The sequence below is a fragment of the Alkalinema pantanalense CENA528 genome (assembly GCF_050753345.1).
Taxonomy (GTDB): Bacteria; Cyanobacteriota; Cyanobacteriia; order Leptolyngbyales; family Leptolyngbyaceae; genus Alkalinema; species Alkalinema pantanalense.
In genome coordinates this window covers 17,996-38,483 of sequence record NZ_JBLZFX010000034.1, presented here as the reverse complement: position 1 = coordinate 38,483, position 20,488 = coordinate 17,996, and the positions used below count along the sequence as shown (strand labels likewise).

General features: G+C 48.0%; 10 protein-coding genes and 2 tRNA genes. 6 read left to right on the top strand and 6 right to left on the bottom strand.

Annotated features, from left to right (window positions below):
* Positions 1–711: 711 nt before the first annotated feature.
* From ACN4EG_RS13045 to ACN4EG_RS13025, 5 genes are all read right to left on the bottom strand, one after another.
* Positions 712–1,173, bottom strand: coding sequence for a hypothetical protein (locus ACN4EG_RS13045; RefSeq protein WP_431629988.1), 462 nt, complete (start codon positions 1,171–1,173; stop codon positions 712–714).
* A 39-nt stretch (positions 1,174–1,212) separates the two neighbouring features.
* Positions 1,213–1,686: a CRR6 family NdhI maturation factor gene (locus ACN4EG_RS13040; RefSeq protein WP_431629987.1), complete on the bottom strand. Its 474-nt coding sequence runs from the start codon at positions 1,684–1,686 to the stop codon at positions 1,213–1,215.
* Between the two features lie 34 nt (positions 1,687–1,720).
* Complete coding sequence (locus ACN4EG_RS13035) at positions 1,721–3,283, bottom strand: ATP-binding protein (RefSeq protein ID WP_431629986.1); 1,563 nt, start codon at positions 3,281–3,283, stop codon at positions 1,721–1,723.
* A gap of 751 nt (positions 3,284–4,034) precedes the next feature.
* Positions 4,035–5,099: a tetratricopeptide repeat protein gene (locus tag ACN4EG_RS13030; protein ID WP_431629984.1), complete on the bottom strand. Its 1,065-nt coding sequence runs from the start codon at positions 5,097–5,099 to the stop codon at positions 4,035–4,037.
* 167 nt (positions 5,100–5,266) lie between these two features.
* Positions 5,267–6,145, bottom strand: a complete 879-nt coding sequence (locus ACN4EG_RS13025) for an alpha/beta fold hydrolase (RefSeq protein WP_431629983.1) — start codon at positions 6,143–6,145, stop codon at positions 5,267–5,269.
* Positions 6,146–6,362: 217 nt separating this feature from the next.
* Between ACN4EG_RS13025 and ACN4EG_RS13020 the strand changes: the two genes are divergently transcribed.
* From ACN4EG_RS13020 to ACN4EG_RS13005, 4 genes are all read left to right on the top strand, one after another.
* Positions 6,363–6,434: transfer RNA gene (locus ACN4EG_RS13020), tRNA-Gly, on the top strand.
* Between the two features lie 224 nt (positions 6,435–6,658).
* A tRNA-Gly gene (locus tag ACN4EG_RS13015) sits at positions 6,659–6,730 on the top strand.
* Positions 6,731–7,649: 919 nt separating this feature from the next.
* Entirely contained in the window at positions 7,650–8,057 is a 408-nt protein-coding gene (locus ACN4EG_RS13010) for a hypothetical protein (RefSeq protein WP_431629982.1), read from the top strand.
* 27 nt (positions 8,058–8,084) lie between these two features.
* Positions 8,085–9,305, top strand: a complete 1,221-nt coding sequence (locus tag ACN4EG_RS13005) for a glutamate-5-semialdehyde dehydrogenase (protein WP_431629981.1) — start codon at positions 8,085–8,087, stop codon at positions 9,303–9,305.
* A gap of 132 nt (positions 9,306–9,437) precedes the next feature.
* On the opposite strand, the gene ACN4EG_RS13000 is transcribed toward ACN4EG_RS13005, so the two are convergent.
* Entirely contained in the window at positions 9,438–10,256 is an 819-nt protein-coding gene (locus ACN4EG_RS13000) for an acyl-CoA desaturase (protein ID WP_431629980.1), read from the bottom strand.
* Between the two features lie 169 nt (positions 10,257–10,425).
* Here ACN4EG_RS13000 and ACN4EG_RS12995 point away from each other — a divergent pair, with 169 nt between their 5' ends.
* Positions 10,426–11,658 (top strand): methionine gamma-lyase family protein, encoded by a 1,233-nt coding sequence (locus tag ACN4EG_RS12995; protein ID WP_431629979.1) that lies wholly within the window; start codon positions 10,426–10,428, stop codon positions 11,656–11,658.
* Positions 11,659–12,379: 721 nt separating this feature from the next.
* Positions 12,380–20,443: a PAS domain S-box protein gene (locus ACN4EG_RS12990; RefSeq protein ID WP_431629977.1), complete on the top strand. Its 8,064-nt coding sequence runs from the start codon at positions 12,380–12,382 to the stop codon at positions 20,441–20,443.
* Positions 20,444–20,488 lie beyond the last annotated feature (45 nt).

The window sequence follows — 20,488 nt, the reverse complement described above, 5'->3', positions numbered from 1 at the left end:
TTGTGTGATTGACGGCTCAGGAATCTCATTCAATGGGGATTTACCAAGATTCCAACCCTCTCCAATCAACGGGATCGCGAATGATGATCGTATGTCCTAGTTCTCTGAAAATTGCTCGGGGAAAATCTGATTAGGTCGTGCTTGGTTAGGTTGCGACTAGTTAGGTTGCGACTAGTTAGGCTGCACTCTGTAGTCTCTAATCACTCTGTAGTCTCCAATTGGCGACACACGATCATTGGCTACATACGACAGTCTGTAGAGTCAGACTCAGCACAAAGGCTACATCGTTTTTTCCAGCTTACCCTAGGTGATGGTGAACGGTTTGGTATTGTGTAGTTTGTTACATTTCTCGACAAGAGTACGGGATTGTTAAACCTAGAAAGAAATCTCGTAATATTTCTCTGATTAATTCCGTCGCTAGAGAGGGGCCTAAATTGACGTCAGTTCGATAAATTTGTGGTGCAGTTCGATCGTCTACGCAGCAGCGCAGATCGGGGAATGCCTCCCCTCAAGACTAGTGGCTCTGGCAGGTCGTTAGAGGAACGGCCTTGCTCCCTGTTCTGTCAAGGGACTCGACTCCCCCGATCCCCCAGGAAATTCTCCGTCCAAGGACAGGAGATTTGTGAGAGACAATTTTGCTTGGCTCACTCCCGTTAAGCTGAGCTTGGCAATTCCGATCCCCGATCGCTTGCCAGCGCCTCCTGGATGGTTCTACAACAGATCAATCCGTCCATCATTGCGGATGAATAGAGCTTTATCTCCCGGTTTCTGGGCCGCAAAGGTTAACTCGACCCGCAAAATATCCGTCTTGGGTTGAGAAAGCTTTGCTTTCAGGGGCGTCTCATTTTGTTCCCAAAAGACGATCGAAGCATTGGGTTCCGTACTACCTCCCCGCTGAAAGGTAATTCGTCCTCCTCCCACCAAAATGACGGGTTTAGCCCCTTGGACTTTCTCAATAAACAGAGGGCGTCCTGTACGATTCCAAACTTGCACTTGAATGCGTTTACCAGGTGTAAATTGCAGAGGTTTAGGGGGGCAATGGTTAGCACAGGTTCCAACTTCCTCCGCTTGGGCAGAATCATTAGGCATGATTCCCACGCCTAATGGACTCAGTATTGCTACCCATAGGATGCCGATCGTGATTCCCATGACTTCTAACCTATGCTTTGCCATTTGTGCTCTCCTGAGTTACCCGCGCAATCAATTAATTGATTAGTTACCTAGCAGATCAAAAAATTCATCCTCTAGTTCATAGCCCAAAACCTTAGCCATCGCCTTAATCCGAGAGCGCCCCTCAATACCCTCTGATTTCATCCAATGCAGGAGCGTAAAGGTCTTGTGCATGACAAAGATCTCCAAGGCTTCTGGGTTGAACTGGATCCCGTCCTTAGGATGAAACTGGTGCGGTACTAACATCGCTGCATAGCGGGCTAACTCTCCCGATCGCCAATCCAGCAGAAACGGCAACCAAGGGTAACGAGCATCTAGGCGAATAAACCACAGCCGCACCTCCGGAATTTCTGACCATTCACGGGGATCACCGGGTTCACGGTTCACGGCAATCTCAAAGGCGACCTGCTGTTCATAGTTCAAAATGTCATCCCGAAACGAGTCAATGATGCGCTCGGCGGGGAGGGTATCAATGCAATGGATTTGGTCACTAGTGAGCGTAATTGAAACAGGCATAACCAGGCATAACAATGATCACAACATGCAAAAACTATTCTGACGGTTTATCAGCCTCTCGATACTGATAAATCGGTAAAAGAACATTAAAAATTGACCCATCATTAGGCCGACTTTTCACCGAAATTGAGCCACCACAGCGCAATAGAAGTTGCTGCACAATGGTCAGACCCAACCCTGCCCCGCCGGGATCATCCATGGCAATTTGGCGGACTCGATAAAACCGATCGAAGATTTTAGGAATTTCCTGCACCGGAATCCCGACTCCGGTATCTCTAAACTCTAGTTGAATGTAGTCCCCTTGCTGCTTGGCTTTAACCCAAACCTGTCCTCCACGGGGCGTGAATTTAATGCCGTTGTGCAACAGGCTGACAACAATCTGGCGCAACCATGGATTTAAGCAAGCGATCGTGGGTAATCCTTCTGGAATGGTATAGGCTAGGCGCACTCCTTTTTCTTCAGCCAAAGGTTGATAAGTGCTGACCACGCCAGGAACCACATCCGACAGGCTGATGGGTTGTAAGGTCTGACGCTCTGCCATTTGATCTAAGCTGACGAGATCTAGCAAGCTGCCAATGAGAGAACTTTGGCGATCGCACTCTTTCACCAACAGATCCATGTAGCGTTGGCGTTGGGGCGGTTTAAGGTTAGGCGAATTCAGCAAGGTTAAGGCAGTCTTCATGTTCGTCAGCGGAGTGCGCAATTCCTGCCCAACATTGCTGATAAATTCGTCCTTTGCCCGCACCGTATTGATCAGTTCTTCATTCTGAATCTGTAGAACTTCCACAATTTCGGCTTGCTTGCGATAGGTATTGGAGCGCTGCCACAGTTCTTCCTGACGATGCAGATGTTTCCCCAATAACTGATTGACAAGTTGGGGAGAGGACATTGGAAGGGGTTGCTGCGTCCCATAGGTGTGCCACTGATCCACAATTTGCAGGAGCGTGCAGGGTGACTCCGCCGCAAGATGGTCAGTGACTTCAAAGTTGGACGATCGCACCAGTGTTTCCAACCGGAGCAACAACTGTTGAATGCGCGATGGATCCAAAGTATGGGCTAAAGAAAGTTGATTTCGTTTTTCGCTAGCTTCAATTGGCGGATCCGAAGTATCATGTTCCCCTTCACTCGATTCATTGCCCCGCTTCGATCGACTCCGCTGAGCGCACACGCCATTACAAAACTGATCAGACCACACAATAAAGAAAAATTCTCGACGGAGGAGCGTATCTCCAGCCAAGTGCAAGGTCACCAAGCGATCCTGAGACGTTGCATGGTGACGATAGCTGTCAACCACCAGTGGACTCAGGACTTCTTGAACCGCTGTCTGTTCCTCATTGGTCTCTTCCAGCGTATTTCGAAATAGAAATAAACTCCGAGACTCCTCTGACAGCGCAATGCAGCGATCGATCTCACCTTGCCAAGACTCGCCTCGCGGCAACTTTGCCCAAATGACTACTGGCGTTTCTAAGGACATTAGCAGATCGACTTGATTTGCAATAAATCCTTTAAACGTGTTCGGACTTACCTGAATCGGCAAAATATCAGTCTTGACTAAAAAATCGTGGGGGGACAGCTCGAAGGCAAGGGATGCATTCATAAAAGTTGCAGTATCAAGGGGCTCATCTGGCAGGAAGTCAACAGGGCAACGTTGAACCAGCAAAACAAGGTTGCAGTAAAGGACTCAGTAAGGACTCAGTATTGATCTAGCCACAATTTTAAAAAATGGCATCGCTTTATGAAAAAAATAGTCAGGAAAAATTCTCTAGCTTTAAATCTGTAACTTGATCGCAGGTGAATTCAACAAGTGTGAATGTGAACAGGGTTCGCATGTGAACAGAGTGCAAATGCAATCAATGATAACGCCCGGTTCTGGAAGTCTCAGGCCGACTCTGGAAGTCTCAGGCCGACCATAGAAGCTAATTATGGGGGATCAAATGTAATGTGAGGCATCAAATGTAATGTGGGGCATCAAAATTTTTTTGATATTGCTTGGCTATCAGAAGCATATAGTTCCTGAATCTAGGCTGAATCCAGGCTGAATTATGCCTCAACAACAGTCGGACAATTCCCAGACAAAGCCACAGGGTTGTTAAGGGCTCTAATCCAGCATTAGAGCCAACTATGGAAAAGAAAGATGCTCTCCATAGTTGACTGTCCCGTTTTTTGCGGGTGCAAAGCTTGTGAACCATGGCAAATACAGCACAAGCCTACACCCGCGGCAGCAATATTTTCCACGTAAGGGATTTTTCTAAGAAATAGTCTTCCCGATTCACTCACCGACCCATCCACCCACCGACCCATCCAATTGAGATTGTATTGAATTGATACGCTGTTCCCTACGCTTCCATTTAAGCTCCCATTCGCTGAGCGTACTGGTTGGCTTTAAAAAAGTCACCCAGTTGATAGCAGGTTCGCTTAAGATCTTCGAGCGCTTGTTTTTGGAGTCTAGGATCCTGTAAGGTTTGGGTCACGACGAGGCGCTGTTCGTAGCAATCTAAAGCCTTGGTAAATTGCCCAATTCCTTCATAAAAAACAGCCAAGCTTCTCAAGGCTTGTTCCTCCGCAGGGTAATCCTTCAAGGATTTTGCGAGGTTCATACGCTCTTGGTTGTATTGGATAGCGAGATCGTAATCTCCCATGGAGTAGCAGGCTGTGCCTAAGTTTTTGAGCACTTGTCCTTCCAGGCGTCGATCGCCCAGCCGTCGAGCTAAGGCTAATCGTTCTTGATAGTACCCGATCGCTTGTTGATGGTTGCCCATTGCGTAATGGGCATTGCCCAAGTTCTTGAGGATTTGAGCTTCAATGCTGACCTCTTGCAACTCTTGAGCGATTTCTAATGCTCGCTCTTCGTAGAAAATGGCTTGTTGGTGATCTCCAGCAGCCTTATAGGCGAGTCCAATGTTATTCAATGCAGCCATCTCACCTCGCCGATCGTGGAGTTGGCGGGCAGTTTCTAGGCTTTGCTCTTGATAGTCGATCGATTGTTGATAATCTTCCAAATGACGATAGGCGTTGCCCAGCGTTCCCAGCACTTTAACAGTACTGAGATAATTCTCAATTTGTTGGGCAAGATTCAAGCTGCGTCTAGAATAATCGATCGACATCGGATAATCACCTAGGTTATAGCAGGATAGCCCCAAAGCACCTAGGGTTCGCTCCTGGCCAACGATGTCGTTCAATTCCCAATACAGAGCTTGCGCTTGTTTCAGGAAGGTTATGGCCTGTTGATCCTGATGGTGCTGTTGGTGCTCAATGCCCTGTTTCAGCAATTGATCCGCTTCTGACTTACGCAAGTTGTAACTGGCAGCATCTAGTTCAACAGCATCTAACCAGGACTCAGGTAGAAGGGTTTCTCGCCCAACTGATGCACCAGACAAAACCTGCTGGCCAGCATCCTGTCTGCGATTGTTCATATTGGAGTCTCCCTATCTGAACAGCCTAAGATACCCTCAAGGCAGGTACTACCCTGTGGTATCACACCCATGGTTCAGACCCTAGCGTTTTTCCGGTTGGTAAGACTCCGTAGGACTTCGGAATTTGTTATGGCCTTGAAATACGCTTCTGGACAGCAACCGGGATTTTACCAACCGTGCTGGTTCAGCCAAGCCAGAATCTTTTGATTGACAATCTCTGGGCGTTCATCGTGGGGACAATGCCCCGTTCGAGGGATAGCCTGAAATTGAATCTGATCACGGAGTTGTTGATAAAGCGTGGAACCTTGAATAGGGGTCCATGGATCCTCTTCACCCCAGAGGACTAACAACGGTTCCTTGACTTGGGGTAATAGGTCTTGAGGGCGCGGCCCTGCTGGTGCACTCAAAATCGAGGCAAAGACTTTCTGGGCACCCGGATCACAGCTGGGACGATGGAGCAATTCCACTAGTTCATCTGTAATTGCATCAGGGTTGCGGTACACCTGACGGAGACTATTCCGGATGCGGTGTTTTTTGCGCACTTGGTTAAACAAAAACACGCCAACCAGATCTGAGCTAGCAAGCTTTGCAAAACTTCCTAGAATGAGGCGAAGGGGAAAATTAAGCTCGTCGGGACGGTGATTGAGGCCCCCCGCAGGGTTAAGGAGTACACCACCTCGGCTCAGTTCTGGAGAGTTTGCCATAACCATCAGGGTGAGGAGTCCCCCGATCGAATTGCCAACAAAAACTGCTGGAGTTGGCACTAACTCTCGGCAAAAATCCTGAACCAATCCCTGCCACAATTCCATGGAATAATCCAAGGCAGGTTTATCTGATGCGCCAAACCCTAATAAGTCAAGGGCAAAAACTTGATAACCGGACTCGGCGAGCACTGGAATATTTTTTCGCCAATGACCAATCGATGCACCAAAACCATGGAGCAAGACAATGGGCTGTCCATTACCCACAACGGTGTATTGGATGTGATGGCCTTGCCAAGACCAAGTCCGGAGTTCGAAAGAGCGGTTCAGGGGCGCAACTGTCACGATCGGTCTCCCATCAGAAGTGGGGCAAATTTAATACAATCGGGGTTTGCAATCAATTCGTTGAGAAAAGTTTACAAAGCTTAGCCAAATCATAGCGTGAATTTTACCCACTGCATCTTACGGATTCCTGCCATCCCCCCCCCTGCACTACAATCACCCCCCACAATCACCAAAATGCTTGACAAACTTAAGAAAAGCTGAGAGTATGGAAAACATCGCGGGTGTAGCTCAGTGGTAGAGCGTCACCTTGCCAAGGTGAATGTCGCGCGTTCGAATCGCGTCACCCGCTTTCTTGGCAAATCTAATTAAATGTTTTTCGAAAGGGTTAAGCTTAGGATAGCCTGGACGAAGGATAGTATCTGTTGCAAATGTTGCAGAGACTCACCTAAAGTTGCCCTGAAGTTTGCAGCGCATTGTATGATCCGCAGCATCGTACCCGACATGCTGTTCTTCACAATAATCATTCAAAAAATATTGACAAGCTTAAGAAAAGCTGAGATTATCAAAAACGTCGCGGGTGTAGCTCAGTGGTAGAGCGTCACCTTGCCAAGGTGAATGTCGCGCGTTCGAATCGCGTCACCCGCTTTCTTGGCAATATTCAAACTCAAATCGACGTTGATTTCACATCAGCTTTCAATATAGCCTTAGCTATCACAAAAACTCTGTGTAGACTTGTTGTGCTATGAGGGCCAGACCCTGCCATTGCTGAGGACTTGTGCTGAGGTTAGATGACTTAAAACTTAGTTATGTCAGGGCTTCCCGCCTGATTGCTAAACTCAAATGCTTCTGAACCTGTCACGAGACAGATCCTGTAAGATGAAGGACTGGGGCAGGGGGTAGAAAATGATTTCTTCACAAGTTTTCGGGTGATACAACTCGCTTCAAATCCTTCCATAGCAGGGCATTACGCAAATGCCTTTAGGCATCAGCCTACCTCGATCGATCTCCTGATAGAAGAACCCACTTGGAATCATGTGCTGTCATCCTTGCCGGAGAACCTTTCAGGGCAAATCCTCGAATCGTGCTGTAGGCTTTGGACAATTAAGGTTCTAGCCATGGCTTTCAAATAGGCGCTATACCAAATTGGTTGCTCAATGCTTCGGTTGCTCAATGCTTTGGTTGCTCAATGCTTTGGTTGCTCAATGCTGTAGAGTCTAGCCCCTCTATCTCCTACGAAGAGGAAGAAAAGGGGGGAATTCATCTAAATTTCTTGAGAGTCCCCTTTCTTAAGGGGGATGGGGGGGATCGTTATGGGTGTTAATTACAAATTGATTTGGGATTAGTGAGGTCGGATGTTAAGCCAATATTGCTTTTGTTGATGCTTCTTGTCGATCATCGTTAATATTTCAAGTAGAGGGTGTCGGGAATCTGGACAGTTGACTGTTCCCTAAGCATGTTCCCAAGATAGCTCCTAGGGATAGGGTGGCTATCGAATCTCTCCGCTCGCAACCGACGAGCTCATCAATTCGGTGCTGTGATGCTAACTATAAGGCTAGGTTCACCTGTGTATTCACAGAAGCCCCTAAAAATTGAGTTGACGGAAGAATATCCTTGCCCCTGTCGGCGTCGGTCAAAACTGGTTCCGATTACGCTGACTGAGGCATTTGGCTGTGAACACTGTCAAAATATTTTTGTGGTCGCGCCCGAGGGAGATCAAATTGAACAGTTATCGGGGTTGTATACTGCTCGACGATCGTGGCGCTGGACAGGACAACAATGGGCTTTAATTTATCCAGGTCGGGATAGTTACTTGATGGCAGTGGTGAGCCTCCTAGGCGTCTTGCTCCTAGCTTGGATGCTAGTGATTCGCTACTTACCAGCCTCGATCGTGACTTTGTTCTGCATTGTTAGTGCTTTCCTATTGATGGTGGTGCTGCCTGCTGTGAGAAGCTGGTTTAATAACCGACGATAGGAAGATGATTGCCCTGGTGAGTATTCAATGACCCCCGACGTCGCCCTTCAGACAGCCCAACAGGCTTCAATTCCCCTAACGGCTGCCCACATTGTCTTGCGGAATCAGGCTGTCCAAGCGATCGGCCAAGCCTTGCGATCTCATCAAAATGAAATTTTAGAAGCCAATACCCTCGATCTAGAAGCGAGCCGGGAAATGGCGGTTTCTCCCCTGCTGTTGGATTGGCTGAGATTGACGCCGGAACGGCTAGAAGGGTTAATTCGGATGCTCCAGATGATTTCCTATGCATCGGATCCCTTGGCTTCAGAAGGGTTGGCAACGCTCGGTAAGGCGCGTCGGTATCGCATTAAGGTGCCTTTGGGGATCGTGGCCCTAGTATATGAATCCCTCCCCCATTTAGCCGTTTTGGCGGCGGGGATGTGTCTCAAAACTGGTAATAGCCTAATTTTACGGGGAGGGACTGAGGCAAGCCACACGAACTGGGCACTGGTTCAGGTGATACAATCGGCGATCGCCTCAATCGGGCTTCCAGAAAATAGTGTAATTTTGCTTCAGGGTAATAGGGGTGGATCAATTCGAGATCTTGTTAGCCAGGATCGGAGAGTTCAATTGGTCATTCCCTACGGTCGCCCAAGTTGGGTTGCACAAATTGCTCAGCAGGCGACAGTGCCCACCATGACCTCGGTCATGGGCAATTGTTATCTTTATTGGACGGCTTCTGGCACGGTGGAAATGGTGCGGGATATGATTCTCGATAGCCACGTGGGAGAACCCGATGCAGTTAACGCGATCGAAAAAGTCCTCGTCTCTTCGCAGCATAGTTTACCTTCGCTCATTCGGTTGTGGGATAGTTTGCGTGATCGGGGCTTTGAACTGCGAGGGGATGATGCCATGCGGCAGGAAGCACCGGACTTGAGACCCGTAGATCCGAGTGAGTGGAAACAGCCCTACCTCCGCAAGATTGTGGCCTTTCGACCTGCGGAGAATGTTGAAGAGGCGGTTGCGTTTATTAATGGCCACAGTAGTCACCATGCCGACGCGATCGCAACGGATTCCTATTCTGCGAGTGAACAGTTTCTCCGCACCGTAGATAGCGGCTCCATCTATGTCAATACTTCACCTCGGTTTTGTCGATGTGCTGCCGATGGCCAAATTTCCCTAGGAATGTCAAGTCAAAAAGGCTTCAATCGGGGAGCGATTACCTTTGCCTCATTAACTACTACGCAGACTATTCACCGAGGACTTTGAGGAGCTAGAGTGTTCCTTGGAGGGAGTCCTTCGATATTTCATCAATAAAAAAACTGGATGAATTGTTCTAATCCATCCAGTTCATTCAAATTAATTTAAACCTGCCGATCGTGACGCCTTGTGCAACACAATCTATTTCGTTTCAGCAAGTTTGACCTTGGTGGCAAGTCCGAGGGCTTGCAGTGTGCGAATCATGATCCAAGTGAAGTCAATTTCCCACCATCGTAAGCCATGACGGGCAGAGTATTGGAAAGCATGGTGATTATTGTGCCAGCCTTCGCCATAGGTGAGCAGTGCAACCCACCAGCAGTTGGTGGAGTTATCCCCTGATTCATAGCTACGATAGCCGAACTTATGGGTTGCGCTATTGACAAACCAGGTGCAATGGTAAACAAAAACTAGGCGGACAAAGATTCCCCACAGAACAAAGGGTAACCCACCGATCGCGTATAGCAGGACACCCAAGGCAATTTGGATGGGGAAGAAAAAATTGTCAAAGAAACGATAAACCGGATCGTCTGCAATATCTTTGGTAAATTTGGGGACTTCCTTTAAGGCAGGCACTTCATGGAACATCCAACCCATGTGGCTCCACCAGAAGCCTTTATTGGAATCATGGTGATCCACTGGCTGATCGGAGTACAGGTGATGATGGCGGTGTAGGCCAACCCACCAAATAGGGCCACCCTGCATTGCCAAAGTGCCACAGAATACAAAAAAGTATTCCAGCCATTTAGGCACTTGAAAGCTCCGGTGAGCCACCAAGCGGTGCCATCCTAGGGTAATCCCTAAGCCACCCGTCACCCAATGCAGAAACAGTGCTAAACCTAAGCCCTGCCAGCTAAAGTTCCCCGGCAAAAAAGCTAAGAGTGCTCCGAGGTGAATAATGGCAATGATGGCTACAAAGTGCCACGAAATTTGGAGTTTTTTTTCAGTTGCGATCGTCGTCATTCCCTCAATCTCGATAGGATTATCAGCCCAATCTGCGCGACAATAAGCTCCGCACCAGCTTAAATTCGGTTGGTATCAGGTACATGGGTTTAAGGTGTCGAGTGCTGATTACAGGCTCACGCTCCTAGGATCCCCCTTTAGATTGTAGACGGCGGATGGATGATTCGTAATGAATAGCGTGGAACTAGTTCAGCAAGCAGAGCAGGCACTGTTAGAAATTTTTTCTGGTATTGATGCACAGGTCAAGCAAAATCTTCAAAGGGTGCTGAATGCCTTTCGTCATCACCGAGTGGGAACCCACCATTTCGCGAGTGTGTCGGGCTATGGTCACAGTGATTTGGGGCGGGAAGTGCTCGATCGGGTCTTTGCGGAGGTTGTGGGGGCTGAATCGGCGGCGGTGCGGGTACAGTTTGTTTCGGGTACCCATGCGATCGCATCGTGCTTCTATGGGGTGTTGCGTCCAGGGGATGAGCTACTGTCGGTGGTGGGTGCGCCCTACGATACGTTGGAAGAGGTGATTGGCACTCGCGAAGAGGGGCAGGGATCGCTGGCTGAGTTTGGAATTACTTATCGTCAGTTGGATTTAACCCCCGTAGGACTGATTGATTGGGCAGCCTTGGAAACGGCAATTCGCCCGGAGACCCGCATGGTGACGATTCAGCGCTCCTGTGGCTATGCTTGGCGGCCTAGTTTATCGATCGCAGAGATTGAAAAAATTTGTGCGATCGTCAAACGGCAGAACCCCAACACCATTTGTTTTGTGGATAACTGCTATGGCGAGTTTATTGAAACCCAGGAACCGACAATGGTGGGGGCGGATCTAATGGCGGGTTCGCTGATTAAAAATCCCGGCGGCACGATCGTGACGGCGGGTGGGTATGTGGCAGGTCGATCGGACTTGGTGGAAATGGCTTGCTGCCGGTTGACGGCTCCGGGGGTGGGTAGCCACGGGGGAGCAACATTTGACCAAAATCGCTTGCTGTTCCAGGGCTTATTCCTTGCGCCACAAATGGTAGGCGAGGCGAAGAAGGGCAATCATCTCGTAGCCTACGTGATGGATCAATTGGGCTATCCAGTGAATCCGGCTCCTATGGATCCCCGTCGAGATGTGATCCAAGCCATTAAATTAGGAACGCCAGAGAAAATTATTGCATTTTGTAAGGCGATTCAAGCTTGGTCTCCGATCGGATCCTACCTAGACCCCGTTCCTGCTGAGATGCCCGGTTATGCAAGCCAGTTGGTGATGGCGGGGGGGACATTTATTGATGGCAGCACGTCGGAGTTTTCGGCGGATGGGCCATTGCGAGATCCCTATGTGGTCTTTTGCCAAGGCGGCACCCACTGGACCCATGTGGCGATCGCGCTTGAAGCGGCAGTAGATACAATTGGCAAGGCACATTAACAGATCGTCACAGCAAACCGAGTAATCCGATCGGATGTGCGAATATGCTCAGACCCACAGCTTTGTAATCACTGGCAATCAGTGGATTCTTTGACTAAAGTAATGTATCGAGAATCGAAGCATTTCAAAGAAGTTGGAAGATTTTTTTGCTTAACCCCAACACACGATCTCCATCGCTATCACCATCATGAAGAAAACTCTAAGTTAAATCTCTGAATTCAAACCTCTACAGCCAATGCCACTATTACCTAAACGCAAATCACACTGGGTTAAATTGGTAATGTTAGGTTCAATGATAGGGTTCGCAGAACTGATCTTGTTACTGGGTTGGGCTGTCTACAGTGGTAAAGTCCCTTAGGTGTAATTGTCTTGAAACTTTTACCTGTTCAAAACAGTGCTTGGCGGGGAATGTTTACTGGGAGTCATTCGTTAGCAGCTGCGATCTAAACCGTTTGGGAGACTAGGGTTTCAGTCTCCCAAACGGCTATCAATTATTATGCAAACAGTTTGTTTGTCGATCGTGAACCTAGAATTCAAGTTGATATCAGCTTGATATTAGTCCTGATGCTCTGTTGAACAATGGATTATGTGTTGAGAGCATTGGTGGGTCATACATATCTCAACTGACCGAAAGTCTCCTATTGCGAACGACGATAAATGACGCACATAATCATGAATGATTGCTTGCATCTATACTTGGGATATTGGGATGGGTATTTAGATGGATCTAATCATCGAAATCGCAGGCTATCTCCTCGGGGAAGTTCTTTACGAAAGTGCTCATACTCTGGTTTATCGAGCCATTCGTAGGGACGATCACCAACCCGTTATCATCAAATTCTTGCGAACATCCTACCCTACTGTCTTAGAACTGATTCGGTTTCAGAATCAATTCCACTGTGCGCAATCTATCCAATCCTCTCTCATCGTTCAGCCCTATGCCTTAGAACCTTGGCAGAATGGGTTCGCTCTGATTATGGAAGATTTTGGAGGAATTTCTCTGCGGGACTACCTCGATCGCGCCCAGTCTACCAATTCTGCGCTAGCATCCTCACCTGCATTTCCCCATGCTTCTATCGCATTACCCTTAGCAGAATTTTTCTCGATCGCCTGTCAGCTTGTAGAAATCCTGGAACTTTTGGGTCAACATCATTTGATTCACAAGGATATTAAGCCTAGCAATCTCTTAATTAATCCTGACACCCAACTTGTTAAATTGACAGACTTTAGTTTGGCATCCTTGTTACCCAAAGAAAGCCCAACTTTACTCCCACTCCAGCGCCTAGAAGGAACATTGGCTTATCTGTCGCCAGAACAAACGGGGCGCATGAATCGGGGAATTGACTATCGTAGTGATTTCTATGCCATGGGAATCACTTGGTTTGAACTCTTAACAGGACGGTTACCTTTCCATGGAGAGGATGCACTGGAGTGGGTCCATTGCCATATTGCTCAGCAACCCCCACTGGCCCACGAGTACAACCCGATCGTGCCACCGATGCTGGCTGAAATCATCAACAAACTGATGGCTAAGGATCCCAACGATCGCTATCAGAGTGTTCTGGGGTTAAGGCATGATTTGGAATTCTGTCAGCAAGCTTGGCAAACTCAGGGCGAAGTTCCCAACTTTCCCTTAGCGAGACAGGATCGCAGCGATCGCTTCCACCTCTCAGATAAGCTTTATGGGCGAGACACTGAAGTTGCAGAATTACTCAGCGCCTTCGACCGTATTTCTGGTACTAGTTCGCTAACTGAGGCTTCCCAAGCAAATTCTCAGTCAGTAAATTCTCAGAGCGATCGCTGTGAACTAATCTTAGTTACAGGTTGCTCAGGAGTGGGCAAAACAGCCGTGGTGAACGAAGTTCATCGATCTATCGTGCGACGGTGCAGCTACTTCATTCAAGGCAAATTTGAACAAGCCCAACGGGACTGTCCCTTTTCCGCCTTTGTCCAAGCCCTACAAGATCTCATCCAGCAGTTATTGTGTGAATCAGAACAACAACTCCACTACTGGCGATCGCAATTGTTAGCAGCCTTAGGCCAGAATGGTCAGGTCATTCTGGAGGTCGTTCCCAACTTAGAACAAATTATTGGCCCACAACCCTCCGTCGTGGAACTGTCTGGCAGTGCTTTGCAAAATCGCTTCTACCGCGTTTTCCAGAAATTTATTCAAGTTTTTGCAAACAAAATCCATCCCCTAGTGATCTTTTTGGACGACTTGCAATGGGCAGATCGGGCGTCCCTCCAGATGATGCAACACTTAATGGAAAGCCAGCAGGCTCTATTGTTCATTGGGGCCTATCGTGAAAATGAAGTGCTGCCAAACCATCCTTTGATGCTGACCCTAGAGAAGCTGTATCAGACTGGAGTACGGGTGCAGACCTTATCCCTCAAACCCCTCACGCCTTCGGATCTCCGTTGCTTAATTCCCGACATTTTCAAAGGGTGTTCAGATCATTTAGTAGCGTTAACACCGTTGCTCTATCAACAAACCCAGGGCAATCCCTTATTTGCCAAACAATTTCTGAGTGCGTTGCACCAAGATGGCCTGATTACGTTTAACCATGGACGGGAAGAATGGCAATGTGACGTTGCTCAAATTTCGGAGTGGACATTGGCTGATGATGTTGTGCAATTAATGATTGGGCAAATTCACAAACTCCCCCAACCGACCCAAGAGCATTTACAATTAGCGGCTTGTTTGGGTAATCAATTTAATTTGGAGACCTTAAGCCTGCTTTTCAATCAGTCACACACAGAGACTGCTAGGCACCTCTGGGCTGCGCTGCAAGTAGGCTTAATTACGGCAACGGGTGACATTTATCAGCTATACCATAGCAATTCTGAAGATCGTCTGATTGTATTGCCACAAACCCAGGATAGTAAGCCAGGATTATCCGTCCACTTAGCTTATCGATTTGTTCACGATCGCATTCAACAAGCGGCTTATGAACTGATTTCCATAACTGAACAAGCAACCATTCATCGCTATATTGGCTGTTTACTACTTCAAAAATTATCCCCTGCTGAACAAACAGAACGATTGTTTGAAATTGTTCAACATTTAAATATAGGAATAACAGCTGCGGCAGAAACGTTACCTGACCTTGCTTTGGCTAGTATTAATCTACCGTCCGTAGACCTAGCTGAAATTCAACCCATAGCACTAGCCCGCTTGAATTGGCAGGCCGGTCATAAAGCCCAAGCGACTACGGCCTATGCGACCGCGATCGAATATTTCACTCAAGGCATTCAATTATTACCAGTAGGTGCTTGGCAACAACATTACGATTTAACGCTCGCATTACACAGCGATCGAGTTGAAGCAGCCTATCTTAATACGGAGTACGAATTCGTTGAACCCTGGAGCGAGACTGTTTTGCAACAGGCACAGGATGTTTTAGACACGATCGCGGTGCAGGAAATTCGCCTAGTGACGGCACGGGCACAGGGACAATTACAGCAAGCATTAAACACAGGGCTTCACATCCTACAATCCTTAAATATCACATTCCCAGAACAGCCTAATTCGATGGATGTGATCATGGAGGGGCGCAGAATTCGTCAATTATGGATTTATCGCCTATGCCTAGACCAAGAGTCTGACATAACGGGTTCTCCTACTGATCAACAGACCGACTCTGAACCTTCTCCTTTGGGATTGTTAGATCTCCCGCCTATGACCAATCCCAATGACTTAGCGGCAATGCAAATTCTCACGAACCTTTCTGGGTCTGCCGCAGTGATTGCGCCCACTTTACTTGCCTTGCTGATTTTTAAACAAATTGAGCTATCCCTCCTAGGTGGAAATTGCATCATTTCAGGTATTTCCTATGGAGATTATGGAATTTTGCTCTGTGGCATCCTAGAAGACCCAAATGTAGGCTACGAATTTGGTCAATTGGCCCTACAGTTGTTAGAACGCTTACAAGCCAGACCTTGGACAAGTCGGGCATTGTTTATCACATCCACCTTTATTCAGCACTGGAAAAAACCCTTGGCGCAAGGACTTCCGGGGTTTCTAGAAGGGTATCACTGGGGCTTAGCAACGGGTGATTGGGAATGTATGGCCTTGAATGCGGTGATGTATTGTGAGCATCGTTATTTTTGTGGCCATGAGTTAGTCCAGTTAGCCGATGAGATGGAGCAGTATGGGCAAATGCTTGCTCAGGTAAAACAAATTACAGCGCTACAATGCCATCGCATTAATCAGCAGTTAGTGCTGACCCTATTAGGTCGTCGAGGAACCGCTCAATCTGCTGAAGGAGGTTTGAATTCTGACTTCTACAACTTACAGGGAGAAGCTTGTTATGCAGATCGATTTTTTCTGCCTAATACAGACTTTTCCGTTTTACCAATACTTTGTTTTCATCAATGTTTTCTGTATTATCTCTTTGGTCATTTCACACTAGCCAACCAACAACTCTCTCTGTTGGATCTGGACGAAGGTTCAGGGGATGAGACCAAGCTTCAGATTATGTTGAATGGGTTAAGGTATCGTTTCCCGTTCTATCACGCTTTGATCTTATTAGCCTGTTGTCGAGGGGCGGCTTCTCACCAGATCGCCCTCTATTTAGAACAGGTGAGGGTTCATCAACAAAAACTGCAACGGTGGGCAAATTTGGTGCCTGAAAATCATCAACATCGCTGGGAATTGGTTGAAGCAGAGCGGCAAGCGATTTTGGGCAACCCCCTTGCAGCGATGGAGTTCTACGATCGCGCGATCGCCAATGCTAAAAAACATCGCTTTATTCAAGACGAAGCCCTAGCCAACGAGCGTGCTGCAGAATTTTATCTGAGTTGGGACAAACCCAAAATTGCCCAAGTTTATCTTACCGATGCCTACTACGCCTACGCCCGATGGGGCGCGAAAGCAAAGACAGATGACCTTCAACAACGCTATGGCAACCTCTTGCTGCCTCCGTTGCGACCTGCAGAATTCTCCAGTCCCAGTACTGACCAAAGCCCCAATACTGCCCACCATTTTCAGACCAGTTTGCGGCTGGGACAGGTTTTAGATTTTTCATCGATCGTCAAAGCCTCGCAAATTCTAGCGGGGGAAGTGGTGCTTGATCAGTTACTGACCAAGTTGATGCAGGTGGTATTGGAAAATGCTGGAGCAACCCGTGGCGTCGTCATTTTGCAGGAAGACCATGATTGGACGATCGCCGCGATCGCGAGTCATCTTGAGACTCAAATCATCCTCCCACCCCAAGTTCCTTTGAAATCACATTCGGATGTACCCCTACCTCTTATTCACTACGTTATCAACTGCCAAGAACCGATCGTATTAGATGAAGTTCGTCTCACCTCTTGGTTTGTGACCCATCCCTACTGGCAAACCCATCCCGTTTGTTCCGTTCTAGCCATGCCAATTTTAGGCCAAGGGAAATTGATGGGAGTGTTGTATTTAGAAAATGAAGTCACGCCCGCAGCCTTTAGTCATGGGCAGGTGGATTTGTTAAAAATTCTCTGTACTCAAGCCGCGATCGCCTTGGAAAATTCGCGACTGTACCAACAATTGGAAGCCTATTCCCAAAACCTGGAACAACGGGTACAGGAACGAACGGAAGCCCTTCGTCAGAGTGAACACCGCTATGCAACCCTAACTGAATATGCACCCGTGGGCATTTTCCGAACCGATGCCGCAGGCAACAGCCTCTACCACAACCCCAAATGGTTAGAGATGGCAGGACTATTGCTAGAGAATCCCCCCAGTAACAACTGGGAACAGGCAATTTATTCCCTAGATCGCGATCGAGTCATTCAAGAATGGCAGACCGCAGTCCAGAATCAGCAACCTTTTACCAGTGAATATGGTCTTCAAAAGCCCGATGGCACAGTGACTTGGGTGATGGGACAAGCGGTACCAGAACGGGATGACCAAGGACACATCCTAGGTTATGTGGGCACTGTGACGGATATTAGCGGACGTAAAGCCAGTGAGCGGCGCTACGCTGCACTAACCGAAGCCGTACCTGTTGGCCTGTTTCGTTTTGACCATACAGGGCAATGTGTCTATGTCAATAAGCGCTGGTGTGAACTGACCCAGCAACCACCGGAAACGGCCATGGGGTATGGCTGGGTGCAAACGATTCATCCTGACGATCGGGAGTGGGCCTTACAGGCTTGGCAGCAAGCTTACGCAGAGCAAGGCGGCTATTACCAAGGCGAAGGTCGTTATCTATTACCCGATGGCCAAATTTCCTGGTTCTACTGTCAAATTACGCCAGAAATGGATACCACTGGCAATACGATCGGGTATCTAGGAGCCATTACAGACATTACTGCTTTAAAAGAAACGGAAGCAAATCTGAAACGAGCCGAAACCGAAGCAAAAATTCGAGAACAACAGGTCATTTCACTACTGAATAATATTCCCCACATTGCCTGGTTAAAAGATACTGAGAGTCGTTTCCTAGCCGTAAATCAACCCTTTGCCCAAGCCTGTGGTTACACCCCGGAACAATTGGTCGGCATGCAAGACCAGGATATTTGGCTCCTTGACCTAGCGGCTGAGTATGTTCGAGAGGATAGGAACGTCATGCAATCTCGACAGCAAAAGCGTGTGGAAGAACGGCTGATCACCTTTGATGGACAGGAACAGTGGCTAGAAACCATTAAAACACCGATCGTTACTGATAGGGGTGAAATTCTAGGCACTGCTGGGATTGCCATGGACATTACCCACCGCAAACAAACGGAACAAGCCCTAGCTGAACTCAACCAAGAATTAGAACAACGGGTGCAGCAACGCACGGAGGAATTACAACAACAAACCCAATTATTACAAACTATTCTAAATAGCATGGGCGATGGCGTCGTGGTTGCCAATTGCACAGGAGAGATCATTTTGCATAATCCTGCCGTAGAGCAGATTACCGGACTTCCAGGGCTCCATTCACAGGCACAAGACTGGCAGAGCCTGTGGGGGATTTATTTACCCAATGGCAGTCCCTGTCCGGTTTCCCATATTCCCCTAGTGCAAGCAATCCAAGGCTATGCAACTGATCAGGTGGAAGTTGTTTTGCGGAATGCCATGCGGCCCGAGGGGGTACATGTTGAAGTCACTGCACGCCCCCTGACTGATGCCACAGGGAGTGGGATTGGTGGGGTTGCGGTTTTCCGGGATGTGACGGTACGCAAGCAAATGGAAGAGGTGCTGCGCCAATCCAACCTTGAGCTAGAACGCCGTGTAGAAGACCGGACGGCAGAACTCCGACAAGCCATGGAGTCTGCGGAAGCGGCTAACCGAACCAAGAGTGCATTCCTAGCCAACATGAGCCATGAACTCCGCACACCCCTCAATGCCATTCTTGGGTTTAGCCAATTGCTAGCCCATGACCCCAATCTGAATTCAACTCACCAAGAACAGCTCTCAATTATTAACAGCAGTGGTGAACATTTACTAGGACTGATTAATGACATTTTAGAGATGTCAAAAATTGAAGCGGGACGCAGCACGTTCCATCCTAATCCCTTCGATCTTCGGGCGTTTTTAGAAGGTTTAATCCAAATGTTTCAGCTCAAAGCAGAACAGAAAGGATTGAAACTCAGCTGGGAACGCACAGAGGTCTTGCCTCAATACATCCAAACCGATGAAAATAAATTGCGCCAAGTTCTCATCAATTTACTCAGCAACGCGATTAAATTTACCGATCGCGGCTCTGTGAAACTTCGGGTGAGTTGCCACGATGTCACGGCACCAAACTGGGCGATCCCCACAACATTTAACGGGATCAACCTGGATCAGGCTGCGTACGTGATCTGTGAAGTGGAAGATACAGGCATGGGAATTGCTCCGGAGGAAATCCATCTCCTCTTTGAGCCATTTATCCAGTCTTCTACCCAACCTCGGTTACAAGAAGGTACTGGCTTAGGATTACCGATTAGCCGCGAGTTTGTCCGGTTGATGGGTGGGGAACTGACCGTGTCCAGCCAAGTCGGGCAAGGTTCTTGTTTCCGGTTCCATATCCCGATCGAACGGGTGACCTCAGATCTCATCCCCTGCACCCATTTCCCCCAACGACCAATCGGCCTCGCCCCAGGACAACCGACTTATCGCATTCTGGTAGTAGAAGATCACCTGGCCAATCGAAAACTCATGTTATTACTGTTGCAATCCTTAGGGTTTCATGTACGGGAGGCCACTAATGGCCAGGAAGCAGTGGAACTCTGGGAAACTTGGCAACCGCATTTAATATGGATGGATATGCGAATGCCTATCATGAATGGCTACGAAGCCACTCAACAAATTCGCCAACGGGAACAATCCCATCGAAATCTGCTGACCACAGCGATCGAAGATCCTCAGCAAACAACAGCAACTACTACTTCTCCTGCACGGCCCTCAACGCCCACCAAAATTATTGCCTTGACTGCCGGAGCCTTTGCGGAAGAGCGCACAAAAACCTTAGCGATGGGCTGTGATGACTTTGTCACTAAACCCCTACAGGATCGCATCATTCTTGATAAGTTGGTGGAACACTTGGGTGTGCGCTATTTATTTGCGGCCCCTCCCTCAAGCCAATCCTCCAATTCGGCTGAGGCTGTCCCTTCGATCGAGGTAGCCCTGACGGAACTCCAAGCTATGCCAATTGATTGGGTGGATCAACTACAACAAGCCACGATTGAAGTGAATGTAGAAAAGATTCTTAGCTTACTCCCATTGATTCCAGAGGAACAATCAGACCTGCGCCTTTTGATCACCCACAAAATTCATTCCTTTGATTTTGAACAAATTTTAGATTTGATTGCGGAGGCATATCATCGCTTAATCCCCTAAGATAAAACCCACTGGGTGATGTTTTATTCTGTCTGCCAGTCCATT